Genomic DNA, 18,537 nt, shown 5'->3' with positions numbered 1-18,537 from the left:
GTCATGCGTTTAATATCGTGATTAACTGTACTCAGTGCTCTTTATAAGCCGTTAGTGTTTAAGGAGTATGCCTAATGCATAACCTCTTCTTTCGCACCAACATAGATGAAATCCAGTTCGTCTTTTTTCAGAGATACTTTAACCGTACCGCCGTCAACCAAACTTCCGAACAGCAACTCATTAGCAAGAGGCTTTTTAAGCTTCTCTTGAATCACACGTCCCATCGGACGAGCGCCCATGGTCTTGTCATAGCCTCTTTCGGCTAACCAATGACGAGCATCCTCAGAAACCTCTAAAGATACACCACGAGCGTCCAGTTGGACCTGAAGCTCAACAATGAACTTATCAACAACTTGACTGATCACACTTGGATCAAGGCTGTTGAACCAGATGATATTATCAAGACGGTTACGGAACTCAGGAGTAAATACCTTCTTGATTTCACTCATTGCGTCTGGCGCATGATCTTGTTGGATCAAACCGATCGATTTCTTCTCGGTTTCTGCAACACCAGCGTTGGTCGTCATCACTAGGATCACATTGCGGAAATCTGCTTTGCGACCGTTGTTGTCGGTTAGCGTACCGTTGTCCATCACCTGTAATAACAAGTTAAAGATATCTGGGTGTGCCTTCTCGATCTCATCAAGTAGCACAACAGAGTGTGGGTTCTTGATAACAGCATCGGTTAGCAGACCACCTTGATCATAACCAACATAACCAGGAGGCGCACCGATCAAGCGGCTTACCGAGTGACGCTCACCGTACTCAGACATATCAAAGCGCAGAAGCTCAATACCCATCAATTTAGACAGTTGAACAGTCACCTCTGTTTTACCGACACCAGTAGGGCCAGCAAACAAGAATGAACCAACAGGTTTATTGTCTGCTCCCAACCCTGCACGAGTTAGCTTGATCGCTTCGCTCAATACATCGATCGCTGGGTCTTGTCCGAATACCAACATTTTCATGCGGTCATCCAGTTTCTGCAGCGTATCTTTGTCTGAAGACGATACTGACTTCTCAGGAATACGCGCCATTTTCGCAACCATTGACTCAATATCAGCCACGCTTACCGTTTTCTTACGACGACTTGCTGGCGCCAAACGACTACGAGCACCCGCTTCATCGATAACGTCAATCGCCTTATCTGGAAGGTGACGTTCATTAATATACTTAGCAGACAACTCCACAGCGGCACGTAACGCTTTGTTGGTGTAACGTACTTCGTGGTGAGCTTCGTATTTTGGCTTCAAGCCAATCAGAATTTTGGTTGTATCATCTAGCGATGGTTCAACAATATCAATTTTCTGGAAGCGACGAGATAAAGCACGCTCCTTCTCAAAAATACTGCTGTACTCTTGGTAAGTGGTTGAGCCAATACAACGTAATTTACCGCTGCTTAATAGCGGTTTAATTAGGTTTGCCGCATCCACCTGACCACCCGATGCTGCACCCGCACCAATAATGGTATGGATCTCATCGATGAACAGGATAGCGTCTTCTTCTTTCTCGAGTTGCTTCAGAATCGCTTTAAAGCGCTTCTCAAAGTCACCACGATATTTCGTTCCCGCAAGCAATGAACCAATATCCAAAGAGTAAATCACACTGCTCTGAATAATTTCAGGGACTTGGCCTTCAACGATGCGCCATGCAAGACCTTCAGCGATAGCAGTTTTACCCACACCCGCCTCTCCCACTAATAGAGGGTTATTCTTACGACGACGACACAGAACTTGAACGGTACGTTCTAGCTCTTTGTCACGACCGATTAGTGGGTCAATATTACCTTGCTTCGCTACTTCGTTAAGGTTGGTCGCAAAATTTTCTAGACGATCTTCTGAGTTAGCTTCTTCGGCATTCTCTGCACCACCAAATGAATCAGGAGATGAACCGCTATCGCCTTCATTGCTGCCTTTGGTAATACCGTGTGAAATAAAATTCACTATGTCTAAGCGGCTGATGTCGTTTTTCTTAAGAAGATACGCCGCGTGAGATTCTTGCTCACTAAAAATAGCCACAAGTACATTTGCACCTGTTACTTCGCTGCGACCTGAAGATTGAACATGAAAAACAGCGCGCTGAAGTACTCGTTGAAAGCTCAGCGTGGGCTGGGTTTCACGAGTCTCGTCGCTTTCAGGGATGAGTGGGGTCGTTTGGTCGATAAAAATATCGAGCTCATTGCGAAGAGCATCGAGATCAGCCTGACAAGCTTGGAGCGCTTCCTTGGCCGCATCATTTTCTAATAATGCTAGTAGGAGGTGTTCGACAGTCATGAATTCATGTCGCTTGTCTCGCGCACGAGAAAATGCGCCATTTAAACTCGTCTCTAATTCTTTATTTAGCATAAGTACCTCCTAAGGGAACAACAGTGTTGTTCGAGCAATTTACACTTGCTCCATTGTACATAGTAGCGGATGCTCATTTTCCTTTGAGTACATCGTTACCTGCGCTACCTTTGTTTCCGCTATTTCAGCACTGTATGTGCCGCAAATAGCTTTACCTTCATAATGAACCTTGAGCATCACTTCCGTTGCTTTTTCGATATCTAGTGAGAAAAATCGCTCTAGGATCTCGATTACAAAGTCCATGGGCGTGTAGTCATCGTTATGTAATACAACGTTATACATTGCCGGTGGCTTTACTTTCGTTCTCTCTTTCTCCAGTAAATCTGAGCCTGGAGATGCCCATTCAAAGTTTCTGCTCATATTAGCTTTGCTAAGGGTTATTTTTCGGAAGTCGTGAATGTTTAGTTAACTCAAATTTACCACATTCACGCATTACGGTGTACTAAGAAACTGCACCAAGAAACAGTACCAAAAAATATTCCTCTATACTGAGCCTAATCCACCATTTCCATCGCTGCAAATAAAAGATCTCGATTAACAGGATTAACATATGTGATTGATTAAAAAGACACCACAACTATTGATGGTGACGATAAGATCGTCGTTAAGTTACTATTTAGTTAATAGTATGCAGCCAATCTCGAATGTGATTTGTTATTAAAATTGATCATTTTTATACCAATTTGCTATTGACTGTACTCAATCATTAGCTACATTGGAGCTAAAAGGTTTTTCTGATACAACTTCGTAACACGATTCTAAACCTAGTAATAAGCGTTAAAAATTTATAATAAGGAATAATTACGCAGGGTAGCGTTAATTTCCGTAAGCAATGTATGAGATTCAAGCTATCAGCTGAAATTGTTTAGTTGATAGGAATAATATCAATCGAACTTACATTGATTTGATATAACAACGTTAGTAACAAAATGCATGAGGGATGTATAGCATGGCTACAGGTACAGTAAAATGGTTTAACAATGCCAAAGGGTTTGGCTTTATTTGTCCAGAAGGTGAAGATGGCGATATTTTCGCGCACTACTCCACAATACAAATGGAAGGTTATCGAACCTTAAAGGCAGGTCAACAGGTCGATTATGAAGTAGAAAGTGGACCTAAAGGCTCCCATGCTAGCTCCGTTGTTCCTGTAGAAGGCAGCGCCGTAAAATAGGCGATTGCCAAACATGTAGACCTCTATCAGTCTTATTAAACGACTGTCAGGTAAGCAGAACATTGAAACCGCTCATTTGATACCTGTAATACAGGCTTAAATGGGCGGTTTTTCGATCTGAGAGCTAAAAGCTATTCACCAGTACAAATCGTCCGAGAGATCCCTTTAGCTAGGTCTAGGTCTAGGTCTAGGTCTAGGTCTAGGTCTAGGAAGCATTATGAATAAAAAAAGACGCTTTAACGTTATCGTTAAAGCGTCTTTCGTTTTGACTTTATCTGTGACTTAACTGCCAGACCAAGCAACTCGTTAGTAAATCATGTTCATGACTTACTAACGATGAGTCCAATCACTATGCGTCAATAAATGCGTTTAGCGTTGAGCTTGGGCGCATTAGTGATGAAACCAATGCATCATCAAGTAGGTAATAACCGCCTAAGTCGCCAGCTGGACCTTGAGCGTTATTCAGCTCAGCAACAATAGCTTCTTCACTTTCAGCCAATTGAGTTGCAACACCTGCGAACTCAGCAGCAAGGTCAGCGTCAACCGTTTGCTCAGCCAGCGCTTTCGCCCAGTATGCTGCAAGGTAGTAGTGGCTACCACGGTTATCAAGCTCACCCACTCGACGTGAAGGAGACTTGTTGTTATCTAGGAATTCACCCGTCGCTTTATCAAGCGCGTCAGCGAGAACTTGTGCCTTAGCATTCCCCGTTACTACGCTTAGGTGCTCTAGAGATGCCGCTAGTGCCAAGAACTCACCAAGAGAGTCCCAACGCAGGTGGTTTTCTTTCTCTACTTGTTGAACATGCTTAGGCGCAGAACCGCCAGCACCTGTTTCAAACAGGCCGCCACCGTTCATAAGTGGAACAATCGATAGCATTTTAGCTGACGTACCAAGCTCTAGAATCGGGAACAAATCCGTTAGGTAATCACGTAATACGTTACCTGTAACCGAAATAGTATCTAGGCCTTCTTTGATACGAACCAGTGAGTACTGAGTTGCTTCTAAAGGAGCAAGGATCTTAATTTCAAGACCATCGGTATCATATTCAGGAAGGTAAGCGTCAACTTTCTTAATAAGCTGAGCATCATGCGCGCGAGACGCGTCTAGCCAGAATACTGCAGGAACACCCGAAGCACGAGCACGAGTTACCGCTAGCTTAACCCAGTCTTGAATCGGTGCATCTTTAACCTGACACATACGGAAGATATCACCTTCCTCTACGTCTTGCTCTAGAAGCACAACGCCTGAAGCGTCAACAACTTGAACCTGACCAGCAGCTTCAAGGATAAAAGTCTTATCGTGAGAACCGTACTCTTCGGCTTTTTGAGCCATCAAGCCAACGTTTGGTACACTACCCATTGTTGTTGGATCGAAAGCGCCGTTCTCTTTGCAGAAATCAATAACTGCTTGGTAGATGCTTGCGTAGCTGCGATCAGGGATCATAGCTTTCGTGTCTTTTTGCTTACCTTCTGGATCCCACATTTGACCTGAAGAACGCAGCATTGCAGGCATAGATGCATCAACAATGATGTCGCTTGGAACGTGTAGGTTAGTAATGCCGCGATCCGAATCAACCATCGCTAGTGGTGGTTGAGTCTCGTATACCGCTTGTAGGTCAGCTTCAATCGCTTCTTTCTGCTCTTGAGGAAGCGCAGCAATTTTTGCGTATACATCGCCGATGCCGTTGTTTACATCAACACCAAGCTCTTCAAACAGTTGACCGTGCTTAGCGAATACGTCTTTGTAGTAAACCTTAACTGCATGACCAAAGATCACAGGGTCAGATACTTTCATCATCGTCGCTTTCATGTGAAGAGAAAGCAGTACACCTTGCTCTTTAGCTGATGCGATCTCTTTCTCGAAGAACGCAACCAAAGCGGCCTTGTTCATCACTGACGCATCAATGATCTCTTTATCTTGCAATGCAAAAGCGGGCTTCAGAGTTTTCTTCGCACCATCTTTACCAACGAATTCAATGCTAACTTCTGTAGCACCTTCAATTGTTACTGACTTTTCGCTGCCGAAGAAGTCTTTGTCGTCCATACTTGAAACGTGCGACTTAGAATCCGCAGACCAAGCACCCATTGAGTGTGGGTTCTTCTTCGCGTAGTTTTTAACAGAAAGTGGAGCGCGGCGATCCGAGTTACCTTCACGTAACACAGGGTTTACAGCACTGCCTTTGATTTTATCGTAAGTCGCTTTAACGGCTTTCTCTTCATCAGTGTTTGCTTCTTCTGGGTAATTAGGAAGTGCGTAACCTTTTGACTGAAGCTCTTTGATTGTTGCTTGAAGTTGAGGAACAGATGCAGAGATGTTTGGAAGCTTGATGATGTTCGCTTCTGGTGTCTTAGCCAATTCACCAAGTTCTGCTAATGCATCACCAATACGTTGCTCTTCGTTCAGGTAGTCAGGGAAGTTGGCAATAATGCGCCCTGCAAGTGAAATGTCGCGAGTATCAACGTTAATACCAGAAGAAGCCGTAAAAGATTGAATGATAGGCAGCAGAGAGTAAGTTGCTAGCGCCGGAGCTTCGTCAGTAATGGTATAGATGATCGTTGGTTTTTCAGTAGGCATGAAATTTCCCTATAGTTCTTACAAGCTCACTTAAAGCAGTGAGAGTGTTATAAATTGACCAGTAAGCCACTCTGAGAGTGAAAACTGCTTACTCGATAGTCGTACTCTATCTTATTTTTCATGCAATCTTGACGACAGCATGAGCCAAATCCGTGAGTGCATTGTTTTAATAAAAGAGCCAGTTATAATAAAACACGAAGGTATAATTAAACAAATCAGGCTTAAGAGTCCATCAACTTGTTCTATTTTGTGTCTTTTAGGCGCGCAAATGATAGCTCAATTCCGTTTCTATGAAAACTTTTCGGCACACTTCGTTTACATTTTTGCAAGGTAGTTAACATGTCTACTCGCTCACGCAGCGCATCTCGTTCAGACAAACCGGCTCGTTCTGGTACCACATTAAAACAAAGCGGTAATAGACAGAATCAACACAGTGGCAAAAATGACACTGGCAGTTCACACAAAAAACCGCACTCCAGCAAACACCGATATAAAGGCAAAACTACCAACGCAAAGCCTAAGGTAGCACCCGAAGATCGCAAAGTGATTCTATTCAACAAACCTTTTGATACTCTCAGCCAGTTCACTGATGGCGAAGGTAGAAAAACGCTAGCGGATTTTATTCCCGTAAAAGATGTTTATGCTGCTGGTCGCTTAGATCGAGATAGTGAAGGTTTATTGGTCTTGACCAATGATGGCATCTTTCAAGCTAAGTTGACTCAGCCGAACTCAAAATCGCCCAAGACTTACTGGGTACAGGTCGAAGGCGCACCTTCTGAGAAAAATTTAGATAAATTGAGAAAAGGTGTTGAACTAAAAGATGGCATGACATTGCCTGCAGAAGTAGAAGTGATGCAAGAACCTCAGGTTTGGGAAAGAACTCCTCCTGTGCGCTTCAGAGCGGCGATACCAACAACATGGTTAGCGATTACCATCATCGAAGGACGTAACCGTCAGGTAAGACGAATGACAGCAAACATAGGCTTCCCTACCCTGCGTCTAATCCGCTACTCAATGGGCAATATGAACGTGGGTCAGCTTCAGCCAGGTGAATGGAAAGAGATTTAGCTCTTACTGATACAGAAAAAGTACCAATATAGCAAAAGCGAGACTCTTATTAGTCTCGCTTTTTTTGTAGATGAAGATTGATTACTCTTGGTCAATCATCCATTTACGGAATTCTTTACGTTCTTGCTTAGAAGCTTTGATGTACCAAGCCTGCAATTGCTCAATATTCTGAGTCTCAGCCAGTTTCACTGGTTTCTGAGCTTTGCCGCTTGTCTGTGCTGTCGTATTATCTACCACAGAAGTTAATACTACCGCTTCAGCTGGCTTATCAAGTAACACGCCATCTTTAAAATAGACTGCCTTACTTGCATTGTGCTCAGCTAGTCGAGACTCTAGACCGCCAAACGGTGCAAAACCGGGCTTACGTTCAATGACATCCTGTTGATATTTAATGGCTACATCATCCTGCAAAACTACCCATGATGGATTCACAGCTTCAAAGATCTTCTCAGCTTCCATATAGCTACGTACTTTTGGAGACTTAATTTCAACCTCTTCACCAGTAACATCAAAATTCAATACATAAGGTGCCGAAGAATAAACACCGCTGTTACCAAACTTTTTATCAAAGCGAACTAAAACCTGGTTAAAACCCTCATTAATTTGGTTTTCACTGATTTTATTTTGAGCAGCTTGACCATTAATGTACAGAATTGATACGCCTTTCTGAGGCGTTAGAGTTGCCGCACTTACACTGCCAAAAACGCTTGTAAGTAAGCCCAAAGCTAACAGTACTTTCTTCATCATGTCTCTCTTTAAAATCTAATAAAGTGTTCTTTATCCTAACAAAAAAGCCACCCTAAGGTGGCTTTTTTTCTAAAACTCGATTACGAGGTCATTAGAATGATGCTTCAACACCAATTGCTAGACCAGTATCTGTTTTGTAGTATTTTGCACCTTTGTCGTTAAGACGTTTTGAATCGTAGTCAATACCACCGACTTCCGCGTACACTTTAGTGTTTGGTGCGATTGCGTAAGTAGAGTTAACGAACCAACGATCTTCTTCTTTAACTTTATCGTCGTGGTCACCGATTGAGTAACCAGTGTTGAAGCCCCAAAGACCCATAGTGTAACCTGCAGCAAATGCGATTACAGAGTTGTCATCGTTCGCAGTATCAGAGTTTACACCGTAGTATGCTGTAGATAGGTAAACATTCTCAATACCAGAGAATACTAGCTCAGCACCGTAACCTTGGTGATCGCCTTTTGCTACGTTAGTATCGAAATTAGCAACGAATGCAGAAACATCGAAATCAGCAAAACGGTAACCCATACGAGCATCGAAGTACTCAGTATCTTTACCTTGCTCTTCTTTGTTGTTCTCGCCATTTACTTTGTCTTGTACGTAACCTAGAGTTGCGTATAGAGCGCCATTGTCGTAATCGTAACGAACAGCTTCGTCAGCACACTCGTTAGTTGCGTTGTCTAGAAGTGTAGAGATACCGTAAGCTTCATCTTTACCAATACCTAGATCATCAACAGCAGTACATAGACGACCAAACTTGATTGAACCGAAAGTGTCGTTGTATGCCGCTACGTAAGTATCACCATTGCGAGTTTTTTGAGCGTTTGCGTTCTCAGAACCGTTGAATTCCCAGTAAGCTCCAACTTTCCAATCTTCGTTTACCATGTACTTGATATCAAAACCGAAGTCAGCGTCTTCGATTTTTTGTTCCATTGAAGAACCTTTTTTGTACTCGTTGCTGTATACAACTTCGATGTCGCCTTTAAGGTCAACAGAAACGCCGTCTTGGTTGTAAATTTCGATTGCTGCGTTTGCAGAACCAGCTGCTGTCATAACTGCTAGAGCTAATAGAGTCTTTTTCATAATAAATCCACTGCCTTTTCTAAGAATGGGAGATCCTTGCCCGGTTCCCTTTTATTTTTTATGACTGGTCATTACTACTCTTTGGTAGTTAATCACCGCCACTAAATTTCGTGGTCTAGATTGCAAAAGATTATCCTGCGTGTCAAATAAACTAAAAACAAACCTAAAAAAAACAAAAATACATAAAAATCATAGGTTTACATTTTTTTTCATCATTTTACGAGCAACTTACCCTTAAATTTAAAGGGAAATATAATAGCCCAAATAAAGAACAATTCAGTACAATACTCCACTAACTTAGGTTTAAATCGCGATTCGCAGAATTTAACGCCTGCATCGTGCGATTTTTTAATATATATATTTCGTAACATAAATAAAATCGTTAAGTTCCTGAAGGTTCAGTTTTTTTTTGTGAACGAGATCTACCTTTGATTCAAAAGCAAGCTATTTTGCGGTAAATGTACCGACTAGTGATATGTGCTACTATCCTCGCTCCGTTACGTAGGTCACAGTATGCTAACTACTAAAATTCAAAATTCTATACGCACCAGTTATCAAAACCTCCAAGATCAGTTGGATAACTTTGTACCTCGACGTGCTCAAAATTACCTTGTTGCAGAAATAGCGAAGACACTTTGTGGTCAATATCACAAAAGTAATCGCATGATTGTTGCTGAAGCTGGTACCGGGATCGGGAAGTCACTGGCTTATTTAATGGCAACAATTCCTGTCGCCGTGCTCAATAATCGAAAAATCGTCATTTCAACAGCGACCGTTGCGCTACAAGAACAGCTCGTCAATAAAGATCTCCCTCTATATAGACGACTTACTGATAGAGAGTTTTCTTTCATCTTAGCGAAAGGAAGACAGCGTTATTGTTGTACAGAGAAGTTGGCCGCTGCGTGTGGGGTTGATGGTGGTCAAATGGCGATGTTCGAGTCCAAACCAAAAAAGAAAGACATCGAGCAACTGCAAACCATGTACCGCAGCCTCACCCAAGGTAAATGGGATGGCGACCGTGATTCGTGGCCAAAACCTATCGACAACATGATTTGGCAGATGATTGTCAGTGATAAGCACAGCTGTAACAACAGTATGCCTACACACAGAGACTGCCCTTTCCAGAAAGCTCGCTCAGAGCTAGATAAAGCGGACGTGATTATCGCCAATCACAGTTTAGTGATGGCTGATGCGGACCTAGGCGGCGGTGTGATACTGCCAGAACCAGAAAATAGCATCTATATATTTGATGAAGCTCACCACTTGCCACACGTAGCGAGAGATCACTCATCTGCTGCCGCAAGCTTAAAAGGTGCTGCCTCCTGGTTAGAGCGTTTGAATCAATCGATCACTAAGCTTTCGGGGCTAGCAGACGAGAAACGTGTTCATAGATTTAGAAATGAGTTGCAAGACTCAGTACAACAACTGATCCCGACTCTGACTCAAATGAGCAAACAGTTTGACGCTAGCCACTTCGAAGATGGCTTGTATCGCTTCGAGCATGGTGACTTACCTGAATGGTTAGAAAGCGAATCGAAAGATCTCAAACAATTAACGCAAAAGGCGAGCCAAGCCGTAGCAAAAATTGCAGACTTGATTGCAGAACGAGTTAAAGACGGAGAGCTTTCAGCAAAGCTTGCAGAGCCTGCGCTTGCAGAAATTGGCTTCTATATACAAAGAACAGAAAACCTTGCTCAAGTATGGCGATTAATGGCCGAACCTAAGAGAGAAAAAGGGGCGCCTTTGGCTCGTTGGCTTGAATTAAGCAAAGAAAGCGAGGGAGACTTTGTTGTTAATGTCTCACCATTAGAAGTCGGTTGGAAACTGGACCAACAGATTTGGAGTCGTTGTGTTGGTGCAGTGTTAGTATCTGCAACCATGAGAGCACTCAACTCTTTCAGCTTTTTTTGTCATCAATCAGGTATCAGCCAAAAAGCAGAAGATGGCGTACAATTTCTTGCTTTGGCATCGCCGTTTGATTATCAGAACCAAGCTGAATTAGTGGTACCTGCAATGAAGTACGAACCACAAGCACCTCAGTTTACCGAATATCTTATTGAAATTTTGCCTAAGGTAATAGAAGACAACAAAGCCAATCTCATTCTATTCTCTTCTTATTGGCAAATGAACCAAGTGGCAGAAGCTTTGGCAACAGATTTCGTTAAAAAGTCGTGGGCGTTACAGGTTCAGGGGGATACCTCACGAACTGAAATCCTAAAAAAACATAAAAAGCTCATAGACCAAGGTAAAACAAGCGTTCTTTTTGGAACGGGTAGCTTTTCTGAAGGTCTTGATCTACCTGGCGAGCTGCTTGAAAACCTTGTTATTACCAAGATTCCTTTTGGTGTTCCTACCTCACCTGTAGAGCGGGCACATTCAGAATATATTGAATCTCGTGGCGGTAATCCGTTTATGCAGATTACTGTTCCAGAAGCGAGTAAAAAGCTTATTCAATCTGTGGGTAGATTGCTGCGTAAAGAACGAGATTCTGGTAAAGTCACGATCCTTGATAGACGCATAGTCACGAAGCGATACGGAAAGTCCCTACTCGATTCGCTACCGCCTTTTAAAAGAACAATAAAATACTAATTTTTCTACCCTCGTGGTAGTTATGGGTCTGCCATCGCTAGGCCCTTGCATTCACAACCCAGCATGACTAATCCCTCGATTCTTCATGTGGCTGCCCGAACAGCCGATAACGAGAACACTAGCTATTTATGGAAATGATTGAGCCAACCATGTTGGTCATACTTGCCTTGGTTGCATTTGCTGCAGGCTTTATTGATGCTGTCGCCGGTGGCGGAGGAATGTTAACTGTACCAGCTTTGCTATCGCTTGGTTTACCACCACACATTGCACTCGGTACTAATAAGCTGGCCGCAACATTCGCCTCATCAACAGCCGCTTTTACTTACTATCGCAAGAAGCTGTTCAAACCTGAATGTTGGGTCAGTGCTTTCATATCTACTTTAATAGGTGCAACAATCGGCACCCTGACTGTTGATGCCATAAGCACAGAGTGGTTAGAGAAGGTATTACCGCTAGTCATTCTTGCAGCAGCGGTCTATACCATTTTTCATAAGACTCCAGATGTGAGCCATAATGTGTCTCCTAAACCGTGCCCGGTACTCAAGAGAAAGCAAAAGTACCAAGGATTCATTCTCGGCTTTTATGATGGTGTTGCAGGCCCAGGAACCGGCGCTTTTTGGACTGTGAGCTCGATGGCGCTTTATCGTCTCAATATCTTACTTGCTTCAGGTCTATCTAAAGCCATGAACTTTACCAGTAACTTTACGTCTTTGGTTACCTTCGCAATTCTTGGTCATATTGATTGGGTTCTTGGTTTAACTATGGGTCTTTGTTTGATGGCTGGAGCATTTGTTGGGGCACATTCTGCTATTCGTTTCGGTGCTACATTTATACGACCTGTCTTTGTGACTGTTGTAAGCGTACTTGCGATTAAGCTGGCTTACGAAGCTTGGTTTGTAACCTTATAACCCAGTCGCCAGTCGCCAGTCGCCCAAGGTAAGTAAAATGAATCACTTCTCTAAATTAAAAAGCGTCATTGATACCTTAATTGGCCATTGCTCGCAGGTTGATAAATCTCGAGGGGCTTATCATCAAGCCTTGTTCGATAGAACCTTGTTTAAGTGCAGCTCTTCTATTTTACTGCCCTACGCACTCGAAACTCAGGCAACGTACAACACTATTGTTCGAGAACAAGCGACAAACCAACTTACTGCTTCTCGGGCCAACTACCTGACAGAAAAACTCACTAATCAGATAGCTGCAATCCAAAGAGAACTAGCCAACCATGATTTAAGGTTAGATCGAAAAAGTAAGTCAGGAAAAAACCTTAACGACCTATACAACGAACTCGCTCAGCACCAAGATTGGCAAAAGCGACTGGTCGATTTAGTACGAGTACGCAAGTTAGCGTTTGATTCTGCGCCTCGCCACAGTAAGAAAAAAGCGGACGAGGCTTGGCAATTAGCAAAAGAACGATTAGAACGCTGCGAAGACTCAATGAAAAATATTGAGAGACTGATTAACTTAGAGAACCCCAAGCGAAATGAACACTGATAACCCATCATCACCACTGGATAACGCCCCGGAAGAAGTTAAGTTAGCTGTCGACCTGATCTATCTGCTCGAAAGCAACGAAATCGACCCAAAGGTTGCGTTAGAAGCAATTAAGATTGTCCAACAAGATTTACAAGCCAAACTAGCATCTAGCATCTAGCATCTAGCATCTAGCATCTAGCATCTAGCATCTAGCATCTAGCATCTAGCATAAAAACATACAGGATTCACATGTACCAACTTAGCTTTTCTATGCCCGAGTTTCTTGAAAACTACTGGCATAAAAAACCAACCATCTTGAAAGGTGGCTTCCAAAACTTCGTCGACCCAATTTCGCCGGAAGAACTTGCTGGTTTATCGATGGAAGAAGAAGTGGATTCTCGCTTTGTTTCTAATCTCGACAACCAATGGACTGCAGAACATGGTCCATTCTCCGAAGAGAAGTTTGGCGAACTCACTGAAACACATTGGCAATTGATCGTTCAAGCGGCTAACCACTGGCATCAGGGTGCCAATCAGCTGACTGAAGCGTTCCAAGCGTTACCAAACTGGTTATTCGACGATCTAATGATCTGCTATTCAGCACCAGAAGGTGGCGTAGGCCCCCATATTGATCAATACGATGTATTCATCATTCAAGGCCAAGGTAAACGCCAGTGGAAAGTCGGCGCAAAAGATATTGGCCAATACAAAGAGACCGTTCAAGCTTCTGCACTTCGTCAAATCGAAAGTTTTGACCCGATCATTGATGAAACTTTAGAGCCAGGCGATATCCTTTATATCCCACCAGGTTTCCCGCATGAAGGGAACACTTTAGAGCCGTCAATGAGCTACTCTATTGGCTACCGCTCCCCTAAAGAACAAGAGCTGATCAGCAACTTTGCCGACTTTGTACTTGCTCATGATATGGGTGATGTTCACCTGCATGATCCAGAGTTCAAAACGCAAGAAGGCTACGGCAAAATTCGTTCATCGGATTTAAGCAATCTCACTGACATGTTGAAATCTGCACTAGAGCAACCTGAAACCATCAGTGAATTCATGGGGTGTCTGCTAAGCCAATCACGCCACCAGCTTGATATCGTCGCTCCTGAGCCATTATGGACAGAAGAAGAGATCGCTCAGCACTTAGAGTCAGAAGGCGAGATCTGTCGAGTATCGGGATTAAAGGCGCTATACCATGAGAATGAAAGCAACACAGCTTACATCAATGGAGAAGTCGTTAAAGTTGAACAGGCTGATTCTTCGCTACTAAACGTACTGTGTGATGATTCGGTAATTAACTCAACAACTCATCTTTCTCCTTCAGGTGTAACCGTCGTGACGGAATTGGTGAATAAAGGTTACTGGTTTATCGAAGACTAACTTCGTTAATCGGTTTCGCGGATATCGCCTAGCCCTAGAGCGTTAGAACCCAAGAAAAATAAAAGGGACAAATGAAATCTTCATTTGTCCCTTTTTCTATTCAATTGTTAACTAAGCTTAAAAGCGATACAGTGAACAACTAGACTAAACCTTGAACTGGTTAACCAGTTTCTGCTGCTGTTGGGACAGTTGGTCAATTTCGCTACCCACTTGTTCAGAAGCTGCGGCTTGATCCAAGATCTTCGCACTCAAATCACGGATATTAACGACACTTTGGTTCACTTCACCGGAAACCGATTGTTGCTCTTCTGCCGCTCTCACGATCTGGTTGTTCATATCACTGATCGCTTCTATAGAAGTAAAGATCGAACCCAGATCTTCGACCGCTTTTTGAACATGTAATGCCGTGTCGTTAGCGAGAATATTACCTTCTTGTATCGCTTCAACGACATCTTGAGTGCCCGCGTGGACTTTGTCGATCACCGCTCTGATTTCACCAACCGATGACTGTGTGCGGCTTGCGAGATTTCTTACCTCATCAGCAACGACGGCAAAACCTCGACCTTGCTCACCTGCACGAGCCGCTTCAATCGCGGCATTCAATGCCAGTAAGTTGGTTTGCTCAGAGATCCCTTCAATCACACTTAAGATCTCAGTGATGTTACCGTTATTTTTAGCCAACTCTTCAACAATAGGCACGGCGCTCGACATACGATCCACCAGCTTTCTCATTTCACCGGCAGAAAGTTCGATAACCTGTTGGCCTTGCTGAGCAGAACGATTCGCTTCACAAGCGGCATCAACGGCTATTTCAGCATTTTGTACCACTAAGCCCGAAGTCTGAGTCATCTCTTCTGCCGCGGTCGCCACAAGATCCACTTCTTTAAACTGAGACTCACTACTTTCACGAGTACTTGATGCAGAGGTCTTCGCCTGGCTTGTCGTGCTCGCCACTTGCTCAGTGGTCTGAATCACCTCTTTAATAGTGTGTTGAAGCTTGTCTAAGAACAGGTTAAACCCTTGTGACAACTGACCAATTTCGTCTTGAGATTTCACTTCCAAGCGTTGCGTTAAATCACCTTCACCAGAAGCAATATCGTTCAGTCTCTCAACTACCTGTCGAATAGGCTTAACAATGGACAGTGAAGCAAAAGCGATGATCGCTAGACCGAAAAGAATAAAGCTAATACCCGCAATCACTTCAGTCTTAATACCTTCACTTAGCTTAGTACTAATAATGGCATCCAATTGATTCGCGTCAGCAACCACACTCTCTCTTGGAATCTCAAACAGCACACCCCAAGTTTGATTGGCGGCAACAACAGGTGCAAATGCGAGTAACCACTCACCATTCTCACTCCATTGAGTCGTGACTTCACCACCAAAGATAAAGTCCGTCATTAGATCGCTACTTGTATTGTTGCTTTGAAAACTCGAACCAACCGCAATACTTTGATCATCAGAAGCGATAACGGAACCATCTAAACTCACGACGTAAACCGCGCCTGCACCTTCAAACAAGCTTTGATCCGATTGAGTGACAACATTGGTCAAACCATCGAGCCTTAAGTCGATGCCCAAGAAACCAATCGCTACATCATCAACGATGATAGGCACCGAAATCGAAGACGTAAGCAGTTCTTGACCACCGCTACTCACAACTCTTGGCGTACTAATACACGTTTGGCCAGATGACAAAGGACAGAAAAAGCGTTCGCTATTGCTGTTATCACTCAATGTTGATTCTGATAACACGTTTGGAAGAACGTTCTCGCCATTATCTGCGACCTTCCAATAAGGAGCAAAACGCCCTCTTTCATTCGAGCCGACATAATCCGCATCGACATAATTCGCATCTTCAGCATCAAGTAAATCGGGCTTGAAGACTAGGTAAGCTCCTTGAATAGAATCAAAGTTCAAAACAGAACGACGAACCATTTCATCTAACGCAGTACGAAGCTCTTCACTTGGGGTAAAGTTTTCGTCTGCGTTGTTCTTTAGAAACTGAGCACTAGAAGCCAACATTTCTGCTCGATAAATAGCTTCATCGACATAACGTTGAGTTTCCTGAGCATTAAGCTGAGAAACGGATGCCAACAACTGTTGAGTTTTGTTAATCACCGATTCTGAGCTTTGAGATTTTATGACCTGTTGATTGCTCGTCGCGTTGTAGATCGAGAAACCAATGAGAGACAGTGACGTAATGATTAAACAACAACCTGCTAAGAGGGTTATTTTCCACTGTACTGATAGAGAGCGCATTTAATATCCTTATTTAAGCCAAAAGACTTCCATAACCGTAACCATCACATTAGTAACAAACTGCTATGCACAATGTGAATGAGTTAGACGAATAGCTTAGCGGATAATTACAGCACAAATTACGTGCATATAAAACGAAAGTTTATAGAAATGTTAATAAATCGTGTATTTTGTCTGTTATTGCTTTGATTTCAAGAGCTTTCAGCTTGTCAGACTTAGGCTTCTTTGTGCCTACGCTTCCGGTCATGAATAACGTAAATTGATTCAGAGTAATTGCAACATTTCAAGGAAGCCAATAACTCCTTTTATTTTATAACCTCAATAAATTCGGATTAGTTTTTATAATCCAAGCTATAGATTTTTATCTTGATCAACTTCACACTTTTTGGTTGCTAAGTAGATGCTCAATCTCTAATATCTCGCGCCTAGATTCCCAGGTTACTTTACTTATTTGGCTCTCCTTAATGGAACGTCAAGGCTTTTTACGTCCTAATTTTTGGAGAGATACGCAAATGTCCGCCTCGTTTCCATTAGCGAAACTTACCTTTTTAATCGCTATCCTGACTGCCGTGGGTCAAATGACTCAAACGATGTACGTGCCTTCTATCGGTCATATGGCGGGTGAGTTCTTGGTTTCAGCATCTTCGCTTCAAGCTGTGATGGCGTGCTACCTGATCCCTTATGGTCTGTCGCAGTTTGCATACGGTCCACTTTCTGATCGCCTAGGTCGCAAACCAATCATCGTTGTCGGTTTGATCATCTACATCATCGGTACTTTGGTAGCATTGTTTGCTCACGAATATGAATGGTTCTTAGCAGGTAGCTTTATACAAGGTTTAGGCATCGGTTGTGGTGGTGCGATGTCTCGTACATTGACTCGCGACTGTTTTGAAGGCGCAGAACTGCACCGCGCAAACAGCTTAATTAGCATGTGTGTGATTTTCTCACCATTGATGGCTCCTGTATTAGGTGGGTACTTAACAGAAGCTTTCGGTTGGCGTTCTAGCTACTTGTTCCTGGCGCTGTTTGGTATCGCAGTGGTGATTACCATGATGACGAGCATGATGGAAACTCTGCCAAAAGAACGACGCAAACATGAATCGGTTGCCAACAGCTACAAGTTCGTTCTATCTGACAAACGTTTCCAAGGTTTCTTATTGGTATTGGTCGCAACATTTGCAGGTGTAGCGGTATTTGAAGCTGCGGCAGGTGTATTACTTGGCGGAGTACTTGGCTTGCCAGCAACCACAGTAAGCTTGTTGTTTGTATTACCCATTCCAGGTTACTTAGTCGGTGCTGGCCTATCCAGTTACATCGCACAACGTAGCAGTGAGCGCCGCGCTCTGAATGTTGGACTAGTTGCTATCTTGGTAGGGTCTACCGTGGTGTTGATACCAGGTCTATTTGGTCAAACAACAGCATTAACTTTGATCGGTGGTGCTACGATTTACTTTTTGGGCGCTGGTATCTTATTCCCGGCGGCAACAACAGGGGCGCTTTCGCCATTCCCGTACCACGCAGGTACTGGAGGTGCAATTTTGGGTGGTATGCAAAATCTAGGTGCTGGCATCGCAACACTACTGGCCTCGTTCTTCCCAGCTCAAGACCAACTTCCGCTCGGTTGCTTGATGATTGCAATGTCATTCATCGCCATGCTTGGTTTACGTTGGGTTAATCGTAAACCTGACCATTCAAACGAAATGCCATTGGCTATCTAAAGTAAACTCTACCTCAGCTCAAACAACGAAGAGGGACAGACTGAAAAGTGTGTCCCTTTTTCATTGCACGTTTTCCCCCAGCTCACATCTACCATCGATTCCATTAAACATTACTTTGATTT

General features: G+C 43.3%; 14 protein-coding genes. 8 read left to right on the top strand and 6 right to left on the bottom strand.

Annotated features, from left to right (window positions below; all coding sequences use genetic code 11):
• Nucleotides 1-71 precede the first annotated feature (71 nt).
• Both clpA and clpS read right to left on the bottom strand, forming a co-directional pair.
• Complete coding sequence (gene clpA / locus OCV30_RS05695; protein ID WP_012603605.1) at nt 72-2,345, bottom strand: ATP-dependent Clp protease ATP-binding subunit ClpA; 2,274 nt, start codon at nt 2,343-2,345, stop codon at nt 72-74.
• A 39-nt stretch (nt 2,346-2,384) separates the two neighbouring features.
• Nucleotides 2,385-2,705 carry an ATP-dependent Clp protease adapter ClpS gene (gene clpS / locus OCV30_RS05690; RefSeq protein ID WP_009846337.1) on the bottom strand — a complete coding sequence of 107 codons (321 nt, stop codon included), beginning with the start codon at nt 2,703-2,705 and terminating at the stop codon, nt 2,385-2,387.
• Nucleotides 2,706-3,294: 589 nt separating this feature from the next.
• Between clpS and cspD the strand changes: the two genes are divergently transcribed.
• The gene (cspD, locus tag OCV30_RS05685; protein ID WP_009846336.1) at nt 3,295-3,516 is read left to right on the top strand and encodes a cold shock domain-containing protein CspD; all 222 of its coding nucleotides are present in this window, start codon (nt 3,295-3,297) and stop codon (nt 3,514-3,516) included.
• 349 nt (nt 3,517-3,865) lie between these two features.
• Here the strand turns inward: cspD and OCV30_RS05680 are convergent, their stop codons facing one another.
• Nucleotides 3,866-6,091 (bottom strand): NADP-dependent isocitrate dehydrogenase, encoded by a 2,226-nt coding sequence (locus OCV30_RS05680; RefSeq protein WP_009846335.1) that lies wholly within the window; start codon nt 6,089-6,091, stop codon nt 3,866-3,868.
• A 339-nt stretch (nt 6,092-6,430) separates the two neighbouring features.
• On the opposite strand from OCV30_RS05680, the gene OCV30_RS05675 reads away from it, so the two are divergent.
• Nucleotides 6,431-7,159 carry a pseudouridine synthase gene (locus tag OCV30_RS05675; RefSeq protein ID WP_065678759.1) on the top strand — a complete coding sequence of 243 codons (729 nt, stop codon included), beginning with the start codon at nt 6,431-6,433 and terminating at the stop codon, nt 7,157-7,159.
• A gap of 81 nt (nt 7,160-7,240) precedes the next feature.
• Here the strand turns inward: OCV30_RS05675 and OCV30_RS05670 are convergent, their stop codons facing one another.
• Both OCV30_RS05670 and OCV30_RS05665 read right to left on the bottom strand, forming a co-directional pair.
• Nucleotides 7,241-7,903, bottom strand: a complete 663-nt coding sequence (locus tag OCV30_RS05670) for a YccT family protein (protein ID WP_083994591.1) — start codon at nt 7,901-7,903, stop codon at nt 7,241-7,243.
• Nucleotides 7,904-7,997: 94 nt separating this feature from the next.
• Complete coding sequence (locus OCV30_RS05665; RefSeq protein WP_065678761.1) at nt 7,998-8,987, bottom strand: porin; 990 nt, start codon at nt 8,985-8,987, stop codon at nt 7,998-8,000.
• Nucleotides 8,988-9,500: 513 nt separating this feature from the next.
• Between OCV30_RS05665 and dinG the strand changes: the two genes are divergently transcribed.
• The 5 genes from dinG to OCV30_RS05640 all read left to right on the top strand — a co-directional run bounded on the left by dinG (nt 9,501) and on the right by OCV30_RS05640 (nt 14,435).
• Nucleotides 9,501-11,576 (top strand): ATP-dependent DNA helicase DinG, encoded by a 2,076-nt coding sequence (gene dinG / locus OCV30_RS05660; protein ID WP_065678762.1) that lies wholly within the window; start codon nt 9,501-9,503, stop codon nt 11,574-11,576.
• A 128-nt stretch (nt 11,577-11,704) separates the two neighbouring features.
• Complete coding sequence (locus tag OCV30_RS05655; protein WP_012603599.1) at nt 11,705-12,484, top strand: sulfite exporter TauE/SafE family protein; 780 nt, start codon at nt 11,705-11,707, stop codon at nt 12,482-12,484.
• A gap of 37 nt (nt 12,485-12,521) precedes the next feature.
• Complete coding sequence (locus OCV30_RS05650; protein ID WP_009846329.1) at nt 12,522-13,070, top strand: primosomal replication protein; 549 nt, start codon at nt 12,522-12,524, stop codon at nt 13,068-13,070.
• Complete coding sequence (gene rsmS / locus OCV30_RS05645) at nt 13,060-13,230, top strand: pleiotropic regulatory protein RsmS (RefSeq protein WP_009846328.1); 171 nt, start codon at nt 13,060-13,062, stop codon at nt 13,228-13,230. The genes OCV30_RS05650 and rsmS overlap by 11 nt, the downstream gene beginning before the upstream one ends.
• A 71-nt stretch (nt 13,231-13,301) precedes the next feature.
• Complete coding sequence (locus tag OCV30_RS05640; RefSeq protein WP_065678763.1) at nt 13,302-14,435, top strand: ribosomal protein uL16 3-hydroxylase; 1,134 nt, start codon at nt 13,302-13,304, stop codon at nt 14,433-14,435.
• A gap of 144 nt (nt 14,436-14,579) precedes the next feature.
• On the opposite strand, the gene OCV30_RS05635 is transcribed toward OCV30_RS05640, so the two are convergent.
• Nucleotides 14,580-16,697 (bottom strand): methyl-accepting chemotaxis protein, encoded by a 2,118-nt coding sequence (locus OCV30_RS05635; RefSeq protein WP_065678764.1) that lies wholly within the window; start codon nt 16,695-16,697, stop codon nt 14,580-14,582.
• A 512-nt stretch (nt 16,698-17,209) separates the two neighbouring features.
• Here OCV30_RS05635 and emrD point away from each other — a divergent pair.
• Complete coding sequence (gene emrD / locus OCV30_RS05630) at nt 17,210-18,415, top strand: multidrug efflux MFS transporter EmrD (protein ID WP_065678765.1); 1,206 nt, start codon at nt 17,210-17,212, stop codon at nt 18,413-18,415.
• The last annotated feature ends 122 nt before the right edge of the window (nt 18,416-18,537 follow it).

Source organism: Vibrio atlanticus, from assembly GCF_024347315.1.
GTDB lineage: Bacteria > Pseudomonadota > Gammaproteobacteria > Enterobacterales > Vibrionaceae > Vibrio > Vibrio atlanticus.
This window is presented reverse-complemented; position numbering and strand designations above follow the sequence as displayed.

What these genes read in the sequence shown, in the direction of transcription:
- clpA (WP_012603605.1), bottom strand. Translation starts at nt 2,345, where the DNA reads ATGCTAAATAAAGAATTAGAGACGAGTTTAAATGGCGCATTTTCTCGT.
- clpS (WP_009846337.1), bottom strand. Translation starts at nt 2,705, where the DNA reads ATGAGCAGAAACTTTGAATGGGCATCTCCAGGCTCAGATTTACTGGAG.
- cspD (WP_009846336.1), top strand. Translation starts at nt 3,295, where the DNA reads ATGGCTACAGGTACAGTAAAATGGTTTAACAATGCCAAAGGGTTTGGC.
- OCV30_RS05680 (WP_009846335.1), bottom strand. Translation starts at nt 6,091, where the DNA reads ATGCCTACTGAAAAACCAACGATCATCTATACCATTACTGACGAAGCT.
- OCV30_RS05675 (WP_065678759.1), top strand. Translation starts at nt 6,431, where the DNA reads ATGTCTACTCGCTCACGCAGCGCATCTCGTTCAGACAAACCGGCTCGT.
- OCV30_RS05670 (WP_083994591.1), bottom strand. Translation starts at nt 7,903, where the DNA reads ATGAAGAAAGTACTGTTAGCTTTGGGCTTACTTACAAGCGTTTTTGGC.
- OCV30_RS05665 (WP_065678761.1), bottom strand. Translation starts at nt 8,987, where the DNA reads ATGAAAAAGACTCTATTAGCTCTAGCAGTTATGACAGCAGCTGGTTCT.
- dinG (WP_065678762.1), top strand. Translation starts at nt 9,501, where the DNA reads ATGCTAACTACTAAAATTCAAAATTCTATACGCACCAGTTATCAAAAC.
- OCV30_RS05655 (WP_012603599.1), top strand. Translation starts at nt 11,705, where the DNA reads ATGGAAATGATTGAGCCAACCATGTTGGTCATACTTGCCTTGGTTGCA.
- OCV30_RS05650 (WP_009846329.1), top strand. Translation starts at nt 12,522, where the DNA reads ATGAATCACTTCTCTAAATTAAAAAGCGTCATTGATACCTTAATTGGC.
- rsmS (WP_009846328.1), top strand. Translation starts at nt 13,060, where the DNA reads ATGAACACTGATAACCCATCATCACCACTGGATAACGCCCCGGAAGAA.
- OCV30_RS05640 (WP_065678763.1), top strand. Translation starts at nt 13,302, where the DNA reads ATGTACCAACTTAGCTTTTCTATGCCCGAGTTTCTTGAAAACTACTGG.
- OCV30_RS05635 (WP_065678764.1), bottom strand. Translation starts at nt 16,697, where the DNA reads ATGCGCTCTCTATCAGTACAGTGGAAAATAACCCTCTTAGCAGGTTGT.
- emrD (WP_065678765.1), top strand. Translation starts at nt 17,210, where the DNA reads ATGTCCGCCTCGTTTCCATTAGCGAAACTTACCTTTTTAATCGCTATC.